The sequence below is a fragment of the Arthrobacter sp. FB24 genome (assembly GCF_000196235.1).
Lineage (GTDB): Bacteria > Actinomycetota > Actinomycetes > Actinomycetales > Micrococcaceae > Arthrobacter.
Genome location: NC_008537.1, coordinates 43,912 through 58,422, shown reverse-complemented (window position 1 = coordinate 58,422; position 14,511 = coordinate 43,912). Strand labels below are relative to the sequence as shown.

General features: G+C 65.3%; 15 protein-coding genes and 1 riboswitch. Of the genes, 9 read left to right on the top strand and 6 right to left on the bottom strand.

Annotated elements, in window-relative coordinates; all coding sequences use genetic code 11:
* The first annotated feature begins 178 nt into the window (after positions 1-178).
* The 3 genes from ARTH_RS21455 (at position 179) to ARTH_RS24005 (ending at position 2,203) form a co-directional block, all read left to right on the top strand.
* Entirely contained in the window at positions 179-1,210 is a 1,032-nt protein-coding gene (locus tag ARTH_RS21455; RefSeq protein ID WP_011689614.1) for a PDDEXK nuclease domain-containing protein, read from the top strand.
* A gap of 207 nt (positions 1,211-1,417) precedes the next feature.
* The gene (locus ARTH_RS21450; RefSeq protein ID WP_011689613.1) at positions 1,418-1,720 is read left to right on the top strand and encodes a DUF4193 domain-containing protein; all 303 of its coding nucleotides are present in this window, start codon (positions 1,418-1,420) and stop codon (positions 1,718-1,720) included.
* A gap of 318 nt (positions 1,721-2,038) precedes the next feature.
* Positions 2,039-2,203: a hypothetical protein gene (locus ARTH_RS24005; RefSeq protein ID WP_156810872.1), complete on the top strand. Its 165-nt coding sequence runs from the start codon at positions 2,039-2,041 to the stop codon at positions 2,201-2,203.
* A gap of 203 nt (positions 2,204-2,406) precedes the next feature.
* Here ARTH_RS24005 and ARTH_RS21445 read toward each other — a convergent pair whose 3' ends face one another.
* The 4 genes from ARTH_RS21445 to ARTH_RS21430 all read right to left on the bottom strand — a co-directional run bounded on the left by ARTH_RS21445 (position 2,407) and on the right by ARTH_RS21430 (position 5,750).
* Positions 2,407-3,222, bottom strand: coding sequence for a hypothetical protein (locus ARTH_RS21445; protein WP_156810871.1), 816 nt, complete (start codon positions 3,220-3,222; stop codon positions 2,407-2,409).
* Entirely contained in the window at positions 3,215-3,895 is a 681-nt protein-coding gene (locus ARTH_RS21440) for a helix-turn-helix domain-containing protein (RefSeq protein ID WP_043431406.1), read from the bottom strand. The genes ARTH_RS21445 and ARTH_RS21440 overlap by 8 nt, the downstream gene beginning before the upstream one ends.
* A gap of 461 nt (positions 3,896-4,356) precedes the next feature.
* Complete coding sequence (locus ARTH_RS21435; protein ID WP_011689609.1) at positions 4,357-4,983, bottom strand: TlpA family protein disulfide reductase; 627 nt, start codon at positions 4,981-4,983, stop codon at positions 4,357-4,359.
* Between the two features lie 17 nt (positions 4,984-5,000).
* Positions 5,001-5,750, bottom strand: coding sequence for a cytochrome c biogenesis CcdA family protein (locus ARTH_RS21430; RefSeq protein WP_043431404.1), 750 nt, complete (start codon positions 5,748-5,750; stop codon positions 5,001-5,003).
* 194 nt (positions 5,751-5,944) lie between these two features.
* On the opposite strand from ARTH_RS21430, the gene ARTH_RS21425 reads away from it, so the two are divergent.
* From ARTH_RS21425 to ARTH_RS21405, 5 genes are all read left to right on the top strand, one after another.
* Entirely contained in the window at positions 5,945-6,331 is a 387-nt protein-coding gene (locus tag ARTH_RS21425) for an ArsR/SmtB family transcription factor (protein ID WP_011689607.1), read from the top strand.
* Positions 6,328-8,283: a heavy metal translocating P-type ATPase gene (locus ARTH_RS21420; RefSeq protein WP_011689606.1), complete on the top strand. Its 1,956-nt coding sequence runs from the start codon at positions 6,328-6,330 to the stop codon at positions 8,281-8,283. Before ARTH_RS21425 ends, ARTH_RS21420 begins: the two co-directional genes overlap by 4 nt.
* The gene (gene lspA / locus ARTH_RS21415) at positions 8,280-8,789 is read left to right on the top strand and encodes a signal peptidase II (protein WP_011689605.1); all 510 of its coding nucleotides are present in this window, start codon (positions 8,280-8,282) and stop codon (positions 8,787-8,789) included. The genes ARTH_RS21420 and lspA overlap by 4 nt, the downstream gene beginning before the upstream one ends.
* Positions 8,790-9,016: 227 nt before the next feature.
* The gene (locus ARTH_RS21410; RefSeq protein WP_011689604.1) at positions 9,017-9,688 is read left to right on the top strand and encodes a vitamin K epoxide reductase family protein; all 672 of its coding nucleotides are present in this window, start codon (positions 9,017-9,019) and stop codon (positions 9,686-9,688) included.
* Positions 9,689-9,908: 220 nt separating this feature from the next.
* Entirely contained in the window at positions 9,909-10,127 is a 219-nt protein-coding gene (locus tag ARTH_RS21405) for a hypothetical protein (RefSeq protein ID WP_011689603.1), read from the top strand.
* A 566-nt stretch (positions 10,128-10,693) separates the two neighbouring features.
* Here ARTH_RS21405 and ARTH_RS21400 read toward each other — a convergent pair.
* The gene (locus ARTH_RS21400) at positions 10,694-11,062 is read right to left on the bottom strand and encodes a hypothetical protein (protein ID WP_011689602.1); all 369 of its coding nucleotides are present in this window, start codon (positions 11,060-11,062) and stop codon (positions 10,694-10,696) included.
* Positions 11,063-11,669: 607 nt separating this feature from the next.
* Entirely contained in the window at positions 11,670-12,452 is a 783-nt protein-coding gene (locus ARTH_RS21395) for a hypothetical protein (protein WP_011689601.1), read from the bottom strand.
* Between the two features lie 6 nt (positions 12,453-12,458).
* Positions 12,459-12,618, bottom strand: a riboswitch (cyclic di-AMP (ydaO/yuaA leader).
* Positions 12,619-13,334: 716 nt separating this feature from the next.
* Between ARTH_RS21395 and ARTH_RS21390 the strand changes: the two genes are divergently transcribed.
* Complete coding sequence (locus ARTH_RS21390; protein WP_052309830.1) at positions 13,335-14,435, top strand: VIT1/CCC1 transporter family protein; 1,101 nt, start codon at positions 13,335-13,337, stop codon at positions 14,433-14,435.
* Positions 14,436-14,511: the final 76 nt, after the last annotated feature.

Here is a 14,511-nt window from a genome sequence, read left to right as displayed (position 1 = left end):
AGCCATTCACGTGCTGAATGCCTAACCCTGCCGCTGCCTCGGGATCCGTTCGCCGTCAGTGGCAAGCAGCGACGGGAAACCAAAGCGCCAACAAACCGAAAAACGGTCCAGCCACTAAGGACCGCAGCTCCAGCTGGAGATGCCCTTCCAACCTGGCCGGCTCGATAGGATCGAACCTATGACTGATGCCCGTGACCTCACCCTCCCCACGGGCTACATCGACCTGCTCGGAGAGCTCAAGAACCGGGTCCGGGCCGCACGCACGAGAGCGCTGCGGACCGTCAACACCCAGTTGATCGAGTTGTACTGGTCCATCGGACAAGATGTCAGTGCCCAGCAGGAGCACCAGGGGTGGGGGAGTGGCGTCATCAAAAGACTGGCCGACGACCTTCGGGCGGAGTTCCCGGAGATGAAGGGATTCTCCGCCCGGAACGTTCAATACATGACGACATTTGCCCGGGCCTGGAACGGCGGTGCAATTGCGCAACAGCCTGTTGCGCAATTGCCCTGGGGCCACGTCACCGTGCTGCTGGACAAGCTTGCCGACCAAGAAAAGCGCGACTGGTACGCCTCAGAAGCCGTCGAATACGGCTGGTCCCGCAACGTCCTGATGAACATGATCATGAACAAATCTCTCGAGCGCACGGGGTCAGCGCCGTCGAACTTTGCGCAACACCTTGTTGCGCAAGACTCGGAGCTAGCCCAGCAGGCGGCCAAGGACCCCTACTCTTTTGAGTTCCTTGGTCTGTCCGGAGAAGTCGCAGAACGGGACCTCGAGCAGGCTCTCATGGACCGCATCACCGAAACTCTTAGGGAAATGGGCCCCGGGTTCGCGTTCGTCGGGCGGCAAGTCCACTTCGACGTCGGCGGCGACGACTTCTACATCGACCTCCTCTTCTTTCACGTCGAGCAGCTCCGGTACTACGTAGTAGAACTGAAAACCGGCAAATTCCAGCCCGAATATGCGGGAAAACTCAACTCCTACATTGCCCTCGTCGACGACAGGCTCCGCCGCGAAACCCACGCAGACACAGTGGGGATCCTGATCTGCGGCAGCAAGAACGACCACACCGTCCGCTACAGCCTCGGCCGCGCGACCTCACCCATGGCCGTGGCCTCCTACACCTACGACGCCCTGCCCGCAGACGTTCGCGATGAGCTGCCCGACGCCGACCGGCTCACCGCGGCGCTGGACTGGACCGAGGACTAGGTGACCTGGCGGTTTGCCCGGCGCGCAGCCCAGCAGGGCCTCCCGAACAGCGCTCTGACGCACGGTCCTCGGGCATCCCGGCCAGGACCCGGGTCGAGGTGTCGGGCTCTCGGACGGCGCCCGCCGGTCCTCGCGAGGGGAATCCCGGTCCGATGGTGTAGGTTGCATTTCCGTCCGGTAAGAACGTTAGAGAAGAGAATCACCGCAGTGGCAACCGATTACGACGAAGTACGTTCCGACGTCAAGGAATCACAGGAGCGCTCCCTCGAGGCGCTGCAATCCGCCAACGCCCCGGATGCCAGAAGCGTCGTCCGCGATCTCGACGAAGCCGACGCGCTGGATGACGCCATAACCCCCGGCGGAGAGTTCGTCGCCGAGGAACTGATCGTTCAGGTGATTCCCCAGGCCGAGGACGAGTTCACCTGCTACTCATGCTTCCTGGTCCGGCACCGTTCCCAGTTCACACGCGAAAAGAACGGCCACCCGTACTGCATCGAGTGTGAAAGCTAGCCCAGCCCCTCCCGGTACCCGCTCCAGCGGCAACCTCCTCAGGGGAAATAGCCGGTTAAGCCAGGCCTTCCGACCGGGGGGAGTGGATCAGCGGGCGTACGGGGACACGTGCCTTTCTTCGTTGGGTTCCCTTGGTTAGGTCCGGCATATGAGGGGCAATTCTCACTTAGAGCTGCACCAGGCATACGGTGAAATCGTCCAGAACTTTTCTGCAGGGCGGTTACTGTCCTCGTGGCGCGGTCACCGGCTGCCTGTTGGCTGTAGGCCTTGATCTGCAGGAAAGAGCCGAGGCCGTGGAGGCCGGCGTGGGCGCTCGTCTTGGCTCGGGCAGAGGGGGCAGCTGTCGAAGCTGCCGACGGGGTGGGGGACGTCGTGGATGCTGAGGCGGCACTGAAGGCCGCGGCGGCCATGGCGCCGGCGGCCAGAACCGCTGCTGCTCCCACGCCGAGACGGGTCTTCAATGTGGGGGTTGTCGGCATCTGATTCCTTCCGCTCTCGAATCGTTGCGGGCCCAGGTACTTGTCCGACCTCCTGCCACTGCACGAGTCAATGCTGGGGGATAACTGAAAGCGATCTCCTGGTTCCTTTGAACAGGACCTACCACACAACGGCCGCCGCCGCCGCCGTGGTCGTCGTCGTCGGGATGGCCCCGGCCGCCGTGGCCGCCTCCGCCGCGACGGCGTGTCTCAGCCGAGCTTGAGCCGGTTGGCCGGCGGGAGGCTGTGGTTGGCGGCCAAAATCCGGAGCGCATCCATCGCGGTAGTCCGGTCCGCTGAATCCAGCAGTTGCCAGGACCGGTGCCCGGGATCGGCGAGCTCCTTGTGCAGCGTCAGGATGCGTGACTTGTCGCTGCCCTTCATCAGGGCCGCCGCGGCCAGAGGGGACTTGATGGTGGCACACAGGACGACGGCGTCATCGAGGTGCCGGTCCTTGTCGCGGGAGTCTTCGCGGTAGGCGGCCCCTTTGAGGACCAGCGCGCCGAGGGCATTCGGGATGCTGATGAGCACCGGCCCGTCATCGTCGGCTGTCATCCGGCAGTTCACGGTCCGCTGCAGGGCCTGAGTGCCGCCGGCGACCTGGAACGGCTTGCGTCCCCCGATCCTGGGAACCTTGGCCGGGGTAAGGTGGTCGGCGATCATAACGTCGATCTGCTGCTTGCCGCGGACGAACCGGTGGGCCGGGGCGTCATCCGAGATGGACTTTTCAAGCGTGTAGCCCAGCCCGGACAGGACTGCCATCACGGCCGCCGTCGTGGCCGCCCCTGTTTCGATGTGCAGCACGATGTCGACGTCAGCCGTTGGCCGGGAAACGGCCATGCCGGCCGCGGCCGCATGCAGCTGCACCATAAGGCCGCCGACCAGTGTCCACTGGGTTGAGGGCAGCGCCCTGGCCAGTTCGACGCACTGCGGCCACGGGGTTCCCCAGCCGCCCGGGGGCACCGGGACGTCCCAGATTTCGCGGCCGTCGGCGGTGGCCACCTCGGCCATGGCCGGCTCAGACATGGAGGAGCTCATCGATGACGCGTCGGCCGGCGCTGCGTTCGCGGGTGGCCAGGGATCCCATCAGATCCACCGCGACCGCGGCGACCGGCGCCCGGCCTTCGGTGAAAGGCTCGGCCAGCTCGACCTCGTGGATGATGGCGTTGCCGTCGGGGTCTTCGACCAGGCCGAAGGCATTGGCCAGCGCGGCCGCGTCACCGGCCATGACGTAACCTTCGGCGATCCCGCCGCCGCCGGACATGCCGAAGGTGTCAGCGGTGGTTTCGTCCCGCATGGCGGAGGCGCCGCTGGCGATCAGGTGGCTGTTCAGCGCGGCCAGTCCGTCCTGGGTAGCGCGGAAGCGGATGGTCTTATCCTTGTTCCGGGCCAGGACACAGACGGCGTCGGCGTCAAGCTCGCGGAGCCGGCTCTTCAGGCGGGACTTTTCGGAGGAGGAGATCCAGGTGGGGTTCTGGCCGGAGAGCAGGGCCATGGCGGCCCACGCTGTCTTCGCCGTCCACGCCCGGCCGGGCCGCGTACCGGTGGCGGCCAGACGCTCAACGGATGACCGGTCTATCAACAGGGCTTTACCCACCCTCCCGGTGGTTGTCAGCTGGCCTGAGTGGATCAGACGGTGGATCGACATCGTGCTGCGGCCGAGCCGGTCGGCAGCCTCGGCCACCGTTATATCTCGCATTACATCCATACGCTAATGGTTCCGTGTTTAACGGGTAGTGTCAATACGCTAACAGTTATGAATCTATTGGTAAGTGTCAACCTGGGGCGGGATGAGGGGGTCGCAGCTCCGACCACCCTCATTTTTGGACTGACGTGGCAGGCGGACCCGAGGCGGACACGCTCTTGGTCGCCGCAGTCGAGAGGTCACTGGTCTTGGAGGATTCCGGATTGTCCTTCATTTCTTCTTGCAGGTATGGATGGGAACATCGACTGGACTCGGACAAAACCCCTGCACGTTGCGGCACAAGGGGCCTCGAACGCCTGGCGCGGAACTCCTCGGGAGAGGGGCCTGAATGATTCATCTGATGAGATACGCAGAGTACAGGGCGACATAATATCAGATATCGGTAGTTAGCTATCACTTGTTCGGTTGGGCAGCGCGCTCCGGCGGGCTGGGAGCCGCGCCCCTTTGTTCGCCTGTCAGGACTCATTCAGCGCGCTGCTAATGAGGGCTTTCAGGATGCTTTTCTCGGCGATGCCGAGCACGCGTGCCGCGACCCTGCCTTGTTTGTCCAGAACCAGGGTTGTGGGGACCGCGCGCGGGGGAACGTAGTCGGACAAGGCCAGCAAGATAGCCCCGTCGGCGCCGTTAAAGCTCGGATAGGTTGATCCAAAGGTCCGTTCGAAGGCGGCGGCCGTCGCGGCAGTATCGCGCAGGTTGATCCCGTAGAACAGCACTCCGTCGCTTTTGTTTTCCTGATACAGGGTCTCCAGCGTGGGGGCTTCCGTGCGGCAGGGTGCGCACGCGGCGTACCAGACGTTCAGAACCGTCACCGATCCCCGCCAATCAGAGGACTTGACGACGGTGCCGTCATAGAGCCGGCCCTCCATCTCCACCGGAGCGCTCCTGTCGTTGGGCGCGTACTCGGAGACGGAGCCGTCGCCGGCAATGTAGTTCTTGTTGTCCCCGGCCCGGGCTTGGGCAGCCAGGGAATCCGGGGGTGTACAACCGGTCAGCAGCAGCGCCCCGGATGCGATGCCCAGCAGGAGGGTGCGCCGGCGGGGCAGGGATGCACCGGCGGCAGGGGCGGGGCGGTAGGCGTTCATGATCCAGTCCTTTGCGTTTATACCGGGGTGGTGATGGTCCCGGCGAGGTTCTGCAGCTGGTAAATCCAGACCATCCAGACCCCGGAGACCATCAGGAGCCCGACGAGGATGAGCAGCGAACCGCCAATGATGTTGAACGTGCGGATGTGCCGGCGGATGAAACCCAGGGTCCTGGTAACCCAGTTCAGGCCCAGTGCCACCAAGACAAACGGAATTCCCAGTCCCAGACAGTAGATGAAACCCAGCAGGGCACCGCGCCAGGGGTCCCCGGTGGTCGTGCTCAGCGCCAGGACGGCGCTGAGCGTCGGACCCATGCACGGGGTCCATCCAAGGCCGAAGATCACACCCAGCAGCGGGGCCCCTGCGACGCCCGCCCTGGGCCGGAAGGAAAGTTTCCGCGTGGTCTGGAGGAAAGAGAAACTGCCAACCAGCACCAGGCCCATCAATACGACGAACACACCCAGCGCCCGGATCAGCGTGTCCTGCCACTGCACCATCCAGCCGCCGATCACACCGAACGCTGCTCCATACAGGGTGAACACCGCGGCGAAACCGAGAATGAAAAGACCCACGCCGGTCAAGACCCGCCGCCGGTTATCCGGCCGTGACGGGTCGGTCAGACCGGAGACATAGCCCAGATACCCCGGCACCAGCGGAAGGATGCACGGAGAGATAAAAGAAACGACGCCGGCTGTCATAGCCAGCGGCATCGCCACCAACAAGGCACCGGACTGCACCATCTCGGCGAAATATCCGCCAATGCTCATCGGTGTCTCCTCGGTCAAAATCTCGATGGTCCGCCAACCCGGCAGCAGCATCGCCCCGCCCGTCCCGGGGCGAAGGAGCACTCATGTCCGGGCTCTACGTATGGAAGCGCGGGACGCAGGGAACGCCGCGAGCCGCCTTGTCGACGTTACAGTATTAGGGCGATGGCATCATAAAAATACGCTATCATCGTCACATGACGATTGAACCTGTGATTTCCGCCGATCCGTGCAGCCGGCTCGATCCCGCAGCGGCGCTGTTTCATTCCCTCAGCGACCCGACCCGGTTGAGCATTGTGAAGCGGATGGCCGGTGGTGAAGTCCGCGTCGGCGACCTCACCGCAGAGCTGGGCCTGGCCCAGTCCACCGTATCTGCCCATGTCGCGTGCCTGCGCGATTGCGGCCTGGTGGAGGGCCGGGTACAGGGCCGCAGCGTGTACTACTCGCTGTCCCGTCCCGAACTGATGGACATGCTCGCCCAGGCCGAGGTACTGCTTGCCGCCACCGGCAACGCGGTCAGCCTGTGCCCGAACTACGGCACCGGCAGCCCTGGCGCGCCCTTGACGAAAGAGAACACACAATGAGTGACGCCTGCGGCTGCAGCGATGAGAAGACCGGGACCGGCGAATCCGAAGAGGCAGAGGAAGCCGTTGGGTTCTGGCAGGTCCGCGAGGTCCGGGCGGCCGCCGTTTCCGGTGTCCTGCTCCTCGCGGCGTGGATCGCATCGCTGGCCGCGGGGCCCCAGTGGCTGAGGCTTCCCCTGGAGATCATTGCGCTGCTGGTTGCAGCCTGGACGTTTGTTCCTTCGACCGTGCGGCGCCTTGCTAAGGGCAAGATCGGCGTGGGGACGCTGATGACGATCGCCGCCGTCGGTGCGGTCGCCCTCGGGCAGTTCGAGGAGGCCGCCATGCTGGCCTTCCTTTACGCCATCTCCGAAGGCCTCGAGGAGTACTCGATGGCGAAAACCCGCCGCGGCCTGCGAGCCCTGCTGGACCTGGTCCCGGCCGAGGCGGCCGTCCTGCGCGGCGGCACGGAAGTCAAAGTCCCGCCGGCAGAACTCGTCCCCGGGGACCGGATGGTTGTCCGGCCCGGGGAGCGTCTGGCCACTGACGGCAGGATCATTACCGGCCGCACGTCCCTGGACACCTCGGCGCTCACCGGCGAATCCGTGCCCGTGGAGGCCGGGCCGGGAAGCGAGGTCTTTGCCGGGTCGATTAACGGCACCGGCCCGCTCGAGGTCGAAGTCACCAGCACCGCGGAGAACAACTCGCTGGCCAGAATCGTGCACATCGTGGAGGCCGAGCAGTCCCGCAAGGGCCCGGGCCAGCGCTTGGCCGACTCCATCGCCAGCAAGCTCGTCCCGGGCATCCTGGTCGTCGCCGCGTTGATCATCGTCTTTGGCTTCATCGTCGGGGAACCGCTGCTGTGGTTTGAACGCGCACTCGTCGTCCTGGTCGCCGCCTCACCCTGCGCCCTGGCCATCTCCGTCCCCGTCACGGTCGTCGCCTCCGTCGGTGCGGCCAGCCGCATCGGCGTGCTCATCAAGGGCGGAGGCGCCCTGGAAACCCTTGGCAAAATCCGCACCATCGCGCTGGATAAGACCGGAACGCTCACCCGCAACAAGCCCGCCGTGATCGACGTCGCTGCCACCGGAACCGCGACCAGCGAACGCGTACTTGCCGTCGCTGCCGGGCTGGAGGCCCGCAGCGAACACCCGCTCGCCCGCGCCATCCTCGCCGCCGCACCGGATCGGGCGGCTGTCACCGATGTGGACACCGTCCCCGGCGCCGGTTTGGAAGGCCGGCTCGAGGGCAGGACCGTCCGCCTCGGCCGCCCGGGCTGGATCAACGCCGGTCCCCTGACCGCCGAGGTCGAGCGGATGCAGCACGCCGGCGCCACCGCCGTCCTCATCGAGGACGACGGCCAGGTGATCGGCGCGATCGCGGTCCGTGACGAGCTGCGCCCCGAAGCCCGCGACGTCATCGCCCGGCTCACGGCGTCCGGCTACACCACCGCCATGCTCACCGGCGACAACCTCATCACCGCCACCGCGCTGGGTAAGGCCGCGGGCATCACCGAGGTCCACGCCGATCTCCGTCCCGAGGACAAGGCGGAGATCATCCGCACGCTCAAGGCCCGCCAGCCCACCGCCATGGTCGGGGACGGCGTCAACGACGCCCCCGCCCTGGCGACGGCCGACACCGGCATCGCGATGGGTGCCATGGGCACCGATGTCGCGATCGAAACCGCCGACATCGCCCTGATGGGCGAGGACCTGAACCACCTGCCCCAGGTCCTGGACCACGCGCGCAGGACCCGGGCCATCATGCTCCAGAACGTGGGGCTGTCCCTGCTGTTGATCGCGGTGCTGATCCCGCTGGCCCTGTTCGGCATCCTCGGCCTGGCCGCCGTGGTCCTCATCCACGAACTGGCCGAAATCGTGGTCATCGCCAACGGCGTCCGGGCCGGCCGGATCAGCCGCAAGACCGCGTTCACGTCCGCCCAGCCCTCCCCTGCACTGGAACCGTCAGTATGAGCGCCGACGCGACCACCCGGCCCGTCGTGCCGGTTCGGTCGACAGGACGGTTCAGGACGGTATTGCTGCTTTGGGCAGCCCTCCTGGCCGGGGCCGACCTGACCGTTAAGGCTCTGGCCGAAGCCATGCTGTCCGACGGCACGACAACCGACCTGGGCCCAATCAACATCCGGCTGCTTTACAACCGCGGTGTCGCGTTCAGCCTCGGCGCGGACCTGGCACCCTGGATTGTCATCGCCGCCACCGGTCTGATCATTGCGGCCCTGACCTGGTACACCGTCTCCTCCGCTCCTGCCATGACCAGACTTTCGCGGGCAGCAGCGGCGCTGCTGCTCGGAGGAGCCGTTGGGAACTTCATTGACCGGCTCGGCGGGGACGGTGTCGTGGACTACCTTCACAGCGGCTGGTTTCCCACCTTCAACCTCGCCGACGTCTTCGTCACCACCGGCGTAGTCCTGTTGATCCTGGGCACTCTAAGGGCCCCGCAAACACGGACCGGCGATTAACAGCCTGCTGCCGTTCACCGTTCACCCGGCTGATCCGCCCCTGGGGTAAAGGGAAGAGGAGTCGGAAGGGGCGATCCATCGCAGTCCGGGCGGTCAGCGCCACCGGTGTCCCCAGCGCCAGCGGCGCCGACTACAACGCCACGTACTCCCCCGGTCCTCCGACGCCGCGGCTGCAACCCCGCATTACCACCCGCCCGGGCGACCGATCTGAAAGGAAACCACACCCTATGACCAGCACCACCGATTCTGCCGGGAATGTGAAGCTAGCCGACGACGTCACTACGCATAACACCGCCCAGCCGGAACAGCCCCGCATGACCCGCGACAGGCCGTTCGGGTGGCTCCTGGTCATCTCCGGGCTCATCGGTTGGCTGGCCTCCGGCGCTCTGGTGCTGGAAAAACTTGAAGTACTGAAGAACCCCGCCTACCAGACCGCCTGCGACATCAATCCCTGGATTTCCTGCGGCCAGGTCATGCAGACCTGGCAAAGTTCCGTTTTTGGCTTCCCCAACATGTTTATCGGGATCGTTGCCTTCGCCGTCATCGTCACCGTTGGCATGGCTTTGCTCTCCGGGGCGAGGTTTGCGCGCTGGTACTGGGCGGGGCTGCAGACCGGCGTCACACTCGGCTTTGCCTTTGTGGTGTGGCTGTGGTCCCAGGCTCTGTACTCGATTCACATCCTCTGCCCCCTCTGCATGACAGTCTGGGCTGTGATGATCCCTATGGTCGTGTGGGTGACCGCCCGAAACATCACACACGGAATCATCAAGGTACCCGCGGGCGCCGGCAGGATCATCAGCGATTCCGGCTGGATCATCACCGCACTGCTCTACACGGCCGTGATGGCCAGCATCTTCTTCGCCTTCATCCAGGTTTTCATCGGCACGTCAGGCTTCTAAAGAGAAGCGCAAGCCGGTGTAGTGTCCGACAGCCGGGCAGCCGGCCCTCGTTGGACGCGTCCAGCTCCGGGTCGCCGGCAACGGCCGCGGCCCTGTCGGGGCTCGCCCGCCCTGCCGCGCAGCGGGTGAGAGCGCTTCGGCCGTGCAGAACGAAAGCAACCTCGGGGGGTACCGTTCCCCCTCCCCCATCTGGGCGCGGCAAACTGTTAGCGTTGCCTCTATGACACCACAGCGCTTCCGGCACGTCCTCTTGATTCTTGCCGCGGCAGTTGCCGCGCTCTCCCTGGCTTCCGTCGGCGCTGTTATGGCCATGGCCTTCAATAACACTGTTTCTCCTGCGTGGATCACCTCCGCAGCCCTCTACGGGCTGCCGGTGGCGTTCCTGCTCATGCTCGCCCTCGTGATCGACGCCGTCGCAGCCCGACGCCGGACACGGTGAACGGAACGTTGGGCTGATGCCACTTATCCGCCCGCTCAGCAAGCTCACCAAGGAACTGAAGGCGCAGAGCGACGACCCGTTGCGTGCCCTGCGTCCCGGCGCCCGTCGGACCACAGCGCGCCGAACCGCAAGTGACGGTCCGGCAAAGTTCGCTTCGCTAGCGTTCAGAGAGCCTGGTCGATTGCATGCGCGCCCGGCAGGGAGGTCAGAGCCGTCCAGCCGCGGGCGCACTTGCGGGCGTTGGCCGCGGCGGGCCCCGCCTGCCTTCGGTTGGTCTGCCCTCAGTTGGGCAGCCGGTGTGGCTTTTTCACCGACCAGTGACGCCATTTGCCTTCCGGAGCCTCTGTCTGGACCGGTTCCGCTTCAGCTAAATTCTGGCAATACCGTGCCGTCCGTCTTCGCATGATGTGATTGCGGCGCCGGCCGTGGGCCGCTTCCGTTCTCCCCGACGCGTCGGGACGAACCTGACCCCGCTTGCGGAGGAGTTTCCGGTGCGCGTATGCAACGCCGTGTGCGGCCGCAATTAGAGGTTGTGGGCCAGCAGTTCAAGGCCGATCATCAAGAGGCTACGCAACCTCGGCCAGCATGATGACGACTTTGTGATGCAACGGGATCTCGAAGCGCCGGATCGCGAGGAACCCCACGACGGCGAGCGAGACCACGAGCACCCCTACCGCCCACCCGAGCGCTACAGCCGTGACATGAACCCGAGGCCGGCCGCGGCCAGCAGGAGCAGGACCAGGACCAGGACCCTCCACCCCGAACGCGATCATATGGCGCAGTTCCTCACCGGAGGGGAGCCTCGAATGCACCGTCAGGAGGCTCAGGAGATCGGCGACAAAGATCCCGAGCAGGGAGCAGATCACCACGATGCTGAGGGTCGCCGCCGCCGCACCGGGCGTGGTCTGGTCCGCGTGGCTGCGGAGCGCCAGCACGACAGCCAGTCTGGTGAAGATGGCGTAGACGCGTTCCTTGAGGCTCCCGCGCGCTGGCGGGCGGACGCTGACTGAGGCGCTGCACCGGCCGGCTGGGCTTCATTCATTTGAGGACGCAGGCAATCCAGCGCGCAAAGGACTCCTGCCGATGCCACATCATGATCCTCCTACGGCATCTGGTGGCCAGTGCGGAGAGGGATCTGATCGAATGCGCCGAAGGATACTCCGGCCAGGGCCGGCGTAGCTCGACTGCGATGGTGAAATCCAGGTCTAGAATTTGTTGACGTCGTTCTGGGCCGTCGGATACAGCTACAGTGACTGCTTCGCCACCCCAGTACGAACTCGGTCGCCCAGCTGGCCACGGGACCGAGGACATGATCGGCGTCGTCCTGGCCGTGAATCAGACATGGAACCGCATTGCGTACCAACAACAATCGCCATCCAAATCTGCAGTGCGGGATTTCGGCAACGGCGTCCGGGCCGTCCGTAGCTTTGGCACCGTCCCCGCACCGGCGGCGGGCCTTTATCAACCGGAGGGCGATATGCCAACGGCCGGTGACGCGCTACCCCCAAGGCAGCACCTCACCGGCCGTGGGCGCGGGTGTTACTAAGCGCCGGCGCGTACGAACGTAACGGGCCCCGTTGCGGTCAACCACGACAGCGGATGAACCACTGTCTGGTTCTTGCCGTTCATGCCCGAGCTGATCACCTGGCCGTTGCCTGCGTAGATTCCAACGTGTCCGGACTGAACAACCATGTCACCCGGGGCCGGGGTGCCGACAGTCTTGCCGTATTTCATGAACGCCATGGGGCCAATGTCGCCGACAGGGATGCCTGCTGCGCCCAAGGCCTTTTCGACGAGGCGCGTGCAGTCCTGGATGAGGCCCAGCTGCGCGTACGCGGCCGAAAGCATGGTGGCGTTGACTCCGCCCGCTGCCTGAGGGGCAGCGGCCGGCGCCGGGGCCGCCTGAACGGTGACCTTGGGCGCTGCGACCGGTGACTGGGCCGCCGGCGTCTTGGCCACCGGTGTCTTGGCCACCGGTGTGGGCTGAGGGATTTCGACAGCCGCCGGCGCTTCGATGACCGGTGCGGGGGTAGTGGTGACGGCCGGGCGTTCGAAGGATATCCGAACGCTGGCGTCGGCGCTGAGCGGAGCGGACGCCTGGGCGGTCACTTCCTGCGTGGAGGGCAGTGTCGCGTCCTGCTGGGCCGGAGCCTCTGCGGCCTGGGCAGCGATACCACTGGATAAAACGAGGCCTGAAGCAACGGCGATGACGGCGGCCTGCCGTCCCGCTCCGCCAAAGTTGTCTGCGGCAGACTTGGAAATCTTCGCGAGCGGACTGGTGTGAACGGTAACCGCGCGACGGCGGCCATGAACGCGTGTGGACATGACAAAGTAGCCTCTCCCAATGCCTGCGGGGTTAGCTGTCGGATTCGGATGGGAGTCACCCGGCCGCAACTCCTGCAGATGCAGTAGCGCGGCTTCACCCCAAGGCCTGGACCAGGCCAAACGTGGTTTCCCCGTCTCTGCCGGACGAATTCTGCGAACGGATCCCCGGCAGCGGCAGAGTTAGGCAATCGACCCGGGAGTGCCGCCCCTGGAGAGAACCGGCACGGAATCGACCGTACCCTAAGTAAGAGAGGATTGTCACATTCTGATAACGCCACGGGATAAATGTCACAGCCCCCAGGTGCAGGCGAGCAGAAAAGGCGGCCGGCCCAAGCTTCTTTCCAAGTCTCCGGGCCGCCTGCAGGGACTTGCATTTGTTGACAGAGAGGTGTCTAGCTTCCGCGAAACCCGGCCACTCAAAGCCGCGCACTCCCCCGCTGTTTGCACCCGCGGAAGGCCAACCAACCGGACCGTCCTCATGTCGTGGCAAAAGTGCCTCCACGTGCGGCGACGACGGACGCAGGTAAGGCTAGCGGTCACTTTCCGCAGTCGCCTGGCGCTAAAGAATCCCGCGGCACACCGAAATGACGCCTGGAGGCCTTCCAGGAGATGAAGATTCGGCAATCCGAAAAACATGCAAACGCATGCAGTGACTTCGAATATATGGAAGACTTGTCTTATCGAAGGGGAGTAGTTCCCACCGTCCGCGTGCCGCGGACGCAGCGGCGCATCGACATACTGGCATCCTCCAACAGGATGCCCGGTGCGCCACCCGGGCCTTGTAGGACCCGGGCGAGCGAGACCTTCGGTCAGACACCACTCTGACCGGGGTTCCCTTAAAACCAAGCGGGTCCGGTCCAGGGTATTGCCTTGAGGATGACCATGAACAACCTGCCCCAGACAGACACAGCAGCCCCCTCCCGGAGCGCCAGCCACGCGGACCTGCGCCGCTGGCGCCAGTATCTGGCCGACGAACGGGCCGAAGCGGCCGTGTACCGGGACCTTGCCGGCCGCCGGACCGGGGAGGAGCGCGAGATACTGCTGGCCCTGGCCGAGGCCGAGTCCCGCCACGAACAGCACTGGCTGGACATGCTCGGAGACCAGGTCGGCAAGCCGCGCCAGGGAAGCCTCCGCACCCGGTTCGTCGGCTTCCTGGCCCGCCACTTCGGATCCGTGTTCGTCCTCGCCCTGGCCCAGCGCGCCGAGGCGCGTTCCCCGTACACAGGCGATGTCCACGCCACCGACACCATGGCGGCCGACGAACAAATCCACGAGGAAATCGTCCGCGCCTTGGCCACCAGGGGGCGTAACAGGCTCTCGGGGAGCTTCCGTGCCGCCGTCTTCGGCGCCAACGACGGGCTGGTCAGCAACCTCTCCCTCGTGATGGGCATCAGTGCCAGCGGCGCGTCCAATGGCGTGGTCCTGCTCAGTGGCGTGGCAGGGCTGCTCGCCGGCGCCCTGTCCATGGGTGCCGGGGAATACGTTTCCGTCCGCTCCCAGCGCGAACTCCTCGAAGCCTCCACCCCGAACGAGGACGCCCACGCCCGGCTTCCCTACCTGAACGTCGACGCCAACGAACTGGCCCTCCTGTACCGTGCGCGGGGAATGGCAGAAGAGGAAGCAAACGCAAAGGCCGTCAAGACGCTGGAAAACCCCCACGAGAAACCCGTGGCGACACCCCCCGACCACGACAAGCACGAAGCCGTCGGCACCGGGCTGGGCGCGGCCACCTCCAGCTTCCTGTTCTTCGCCTCCGGCGCCATTCTGCCCGTACTCCCGTACCTGTTCGGGCTCCAGGGCATCACCGCACTGATCGTCGCCGGCATCATCGTCGGTCTGGCCCTGCTGACCACCGGCGCCATTGTGGCGCTGCTCTCCGGCGGGGCTCCATTGAAAATGGCACTGCGCCAACTCGGAATCGGCTATGGCGCTGCAGCCGTGACGTATCTGCTGGGAATGCTGTTCGGAACCAGCACGGCCTAGGTGGCACGGCAGGGAGGGGCAGCCGTCGGACGGCCGGACTGTCAGGGCTCCTAACCTACAGACCCTCGTCGCAGTT

Coding starts and splice junctions, on each gene's coding strand:
- ARTH_RS21410 (WP_011689604.1), top strand. CDS start 9,017: ATGACCAGCACCACCGATTCTGCCGGGAATGTGAAGCTAGCCGACGAC.
- ARTH_RS21435 (WP_011689609.1), bottom strand. CDS start 4,983: ATGAACGCCTACCGCCCCGCCCCTGCCGCCGGTGCATCCCTGCCCCGC.
- ARTH_RS21420 (WP_011689606.1), top strand. CDS start 6,328: ATGAGTGACGCCTGCGGCTGCAGCGATGAGAAGACCGGGACCGGCGAA.
- ARTH_RS21405 (WP_011689603.1), top strand. CDS start 9,909: ATGACACCACAGCGCTTCCGGCACGTCCTCTTGATTCTTGCCGCGGCA.
- lspA (WP_011689605.1), top strand. CDS start 8,280: ATGAGCGCCGACGCGACCACCCGGCCCGTCGTGCCGGTTCGGTCGACA.
- ARTH_RS21395 (WP_011689601.1), bottom strand. CDS start 12,452: ATGTCCACACGCGTTCATGGCCGCCGTCGCGCGGTTACCGTTCACACC.
- ARTH_RS21455 (WP_011689614.1), top strand. CDS start 179: ATGACTGATGCCCGTGACCTCACCCTCCCCACGGGCTACATCGACCTG.
- ARTH_RS21440 (WP_043431406.1), bottom strand. CDS start 3,895: ATGCGAGATATAACGGTGGCCGAGGCTGCCGACCGGCTCGGCCGCAGC.
- ARTH_RS21390 (WP_052309830.1), top strand. CDS start 13,335: ATGAACAACCTGCCCCAGACAGACACAGCAGCCCCCTCCCGGAGCGCC.
- ARTH_RS21445 (WP_156810871.1), bottom strand. CDS start 3,222: ATGTCTGAGCCGGCCATGGCCGAGGTGGCCACCGCCGACGGCCGCGAA.
- ARTH_RS21430 (WP_043431404.1), bottom strand. CDS start 5,750: ATGAGCATTGGCGGATATTTCGCCGAGATGGTGCAGTCCGGTGCCTTG.
- ARTH_RS21425 (WP_011689607.1), top strand. CDS start 5,945: ATGACGATTGAACCTGTGATTTCCGCCGATCCGTGCAGCCGGCTCGAT.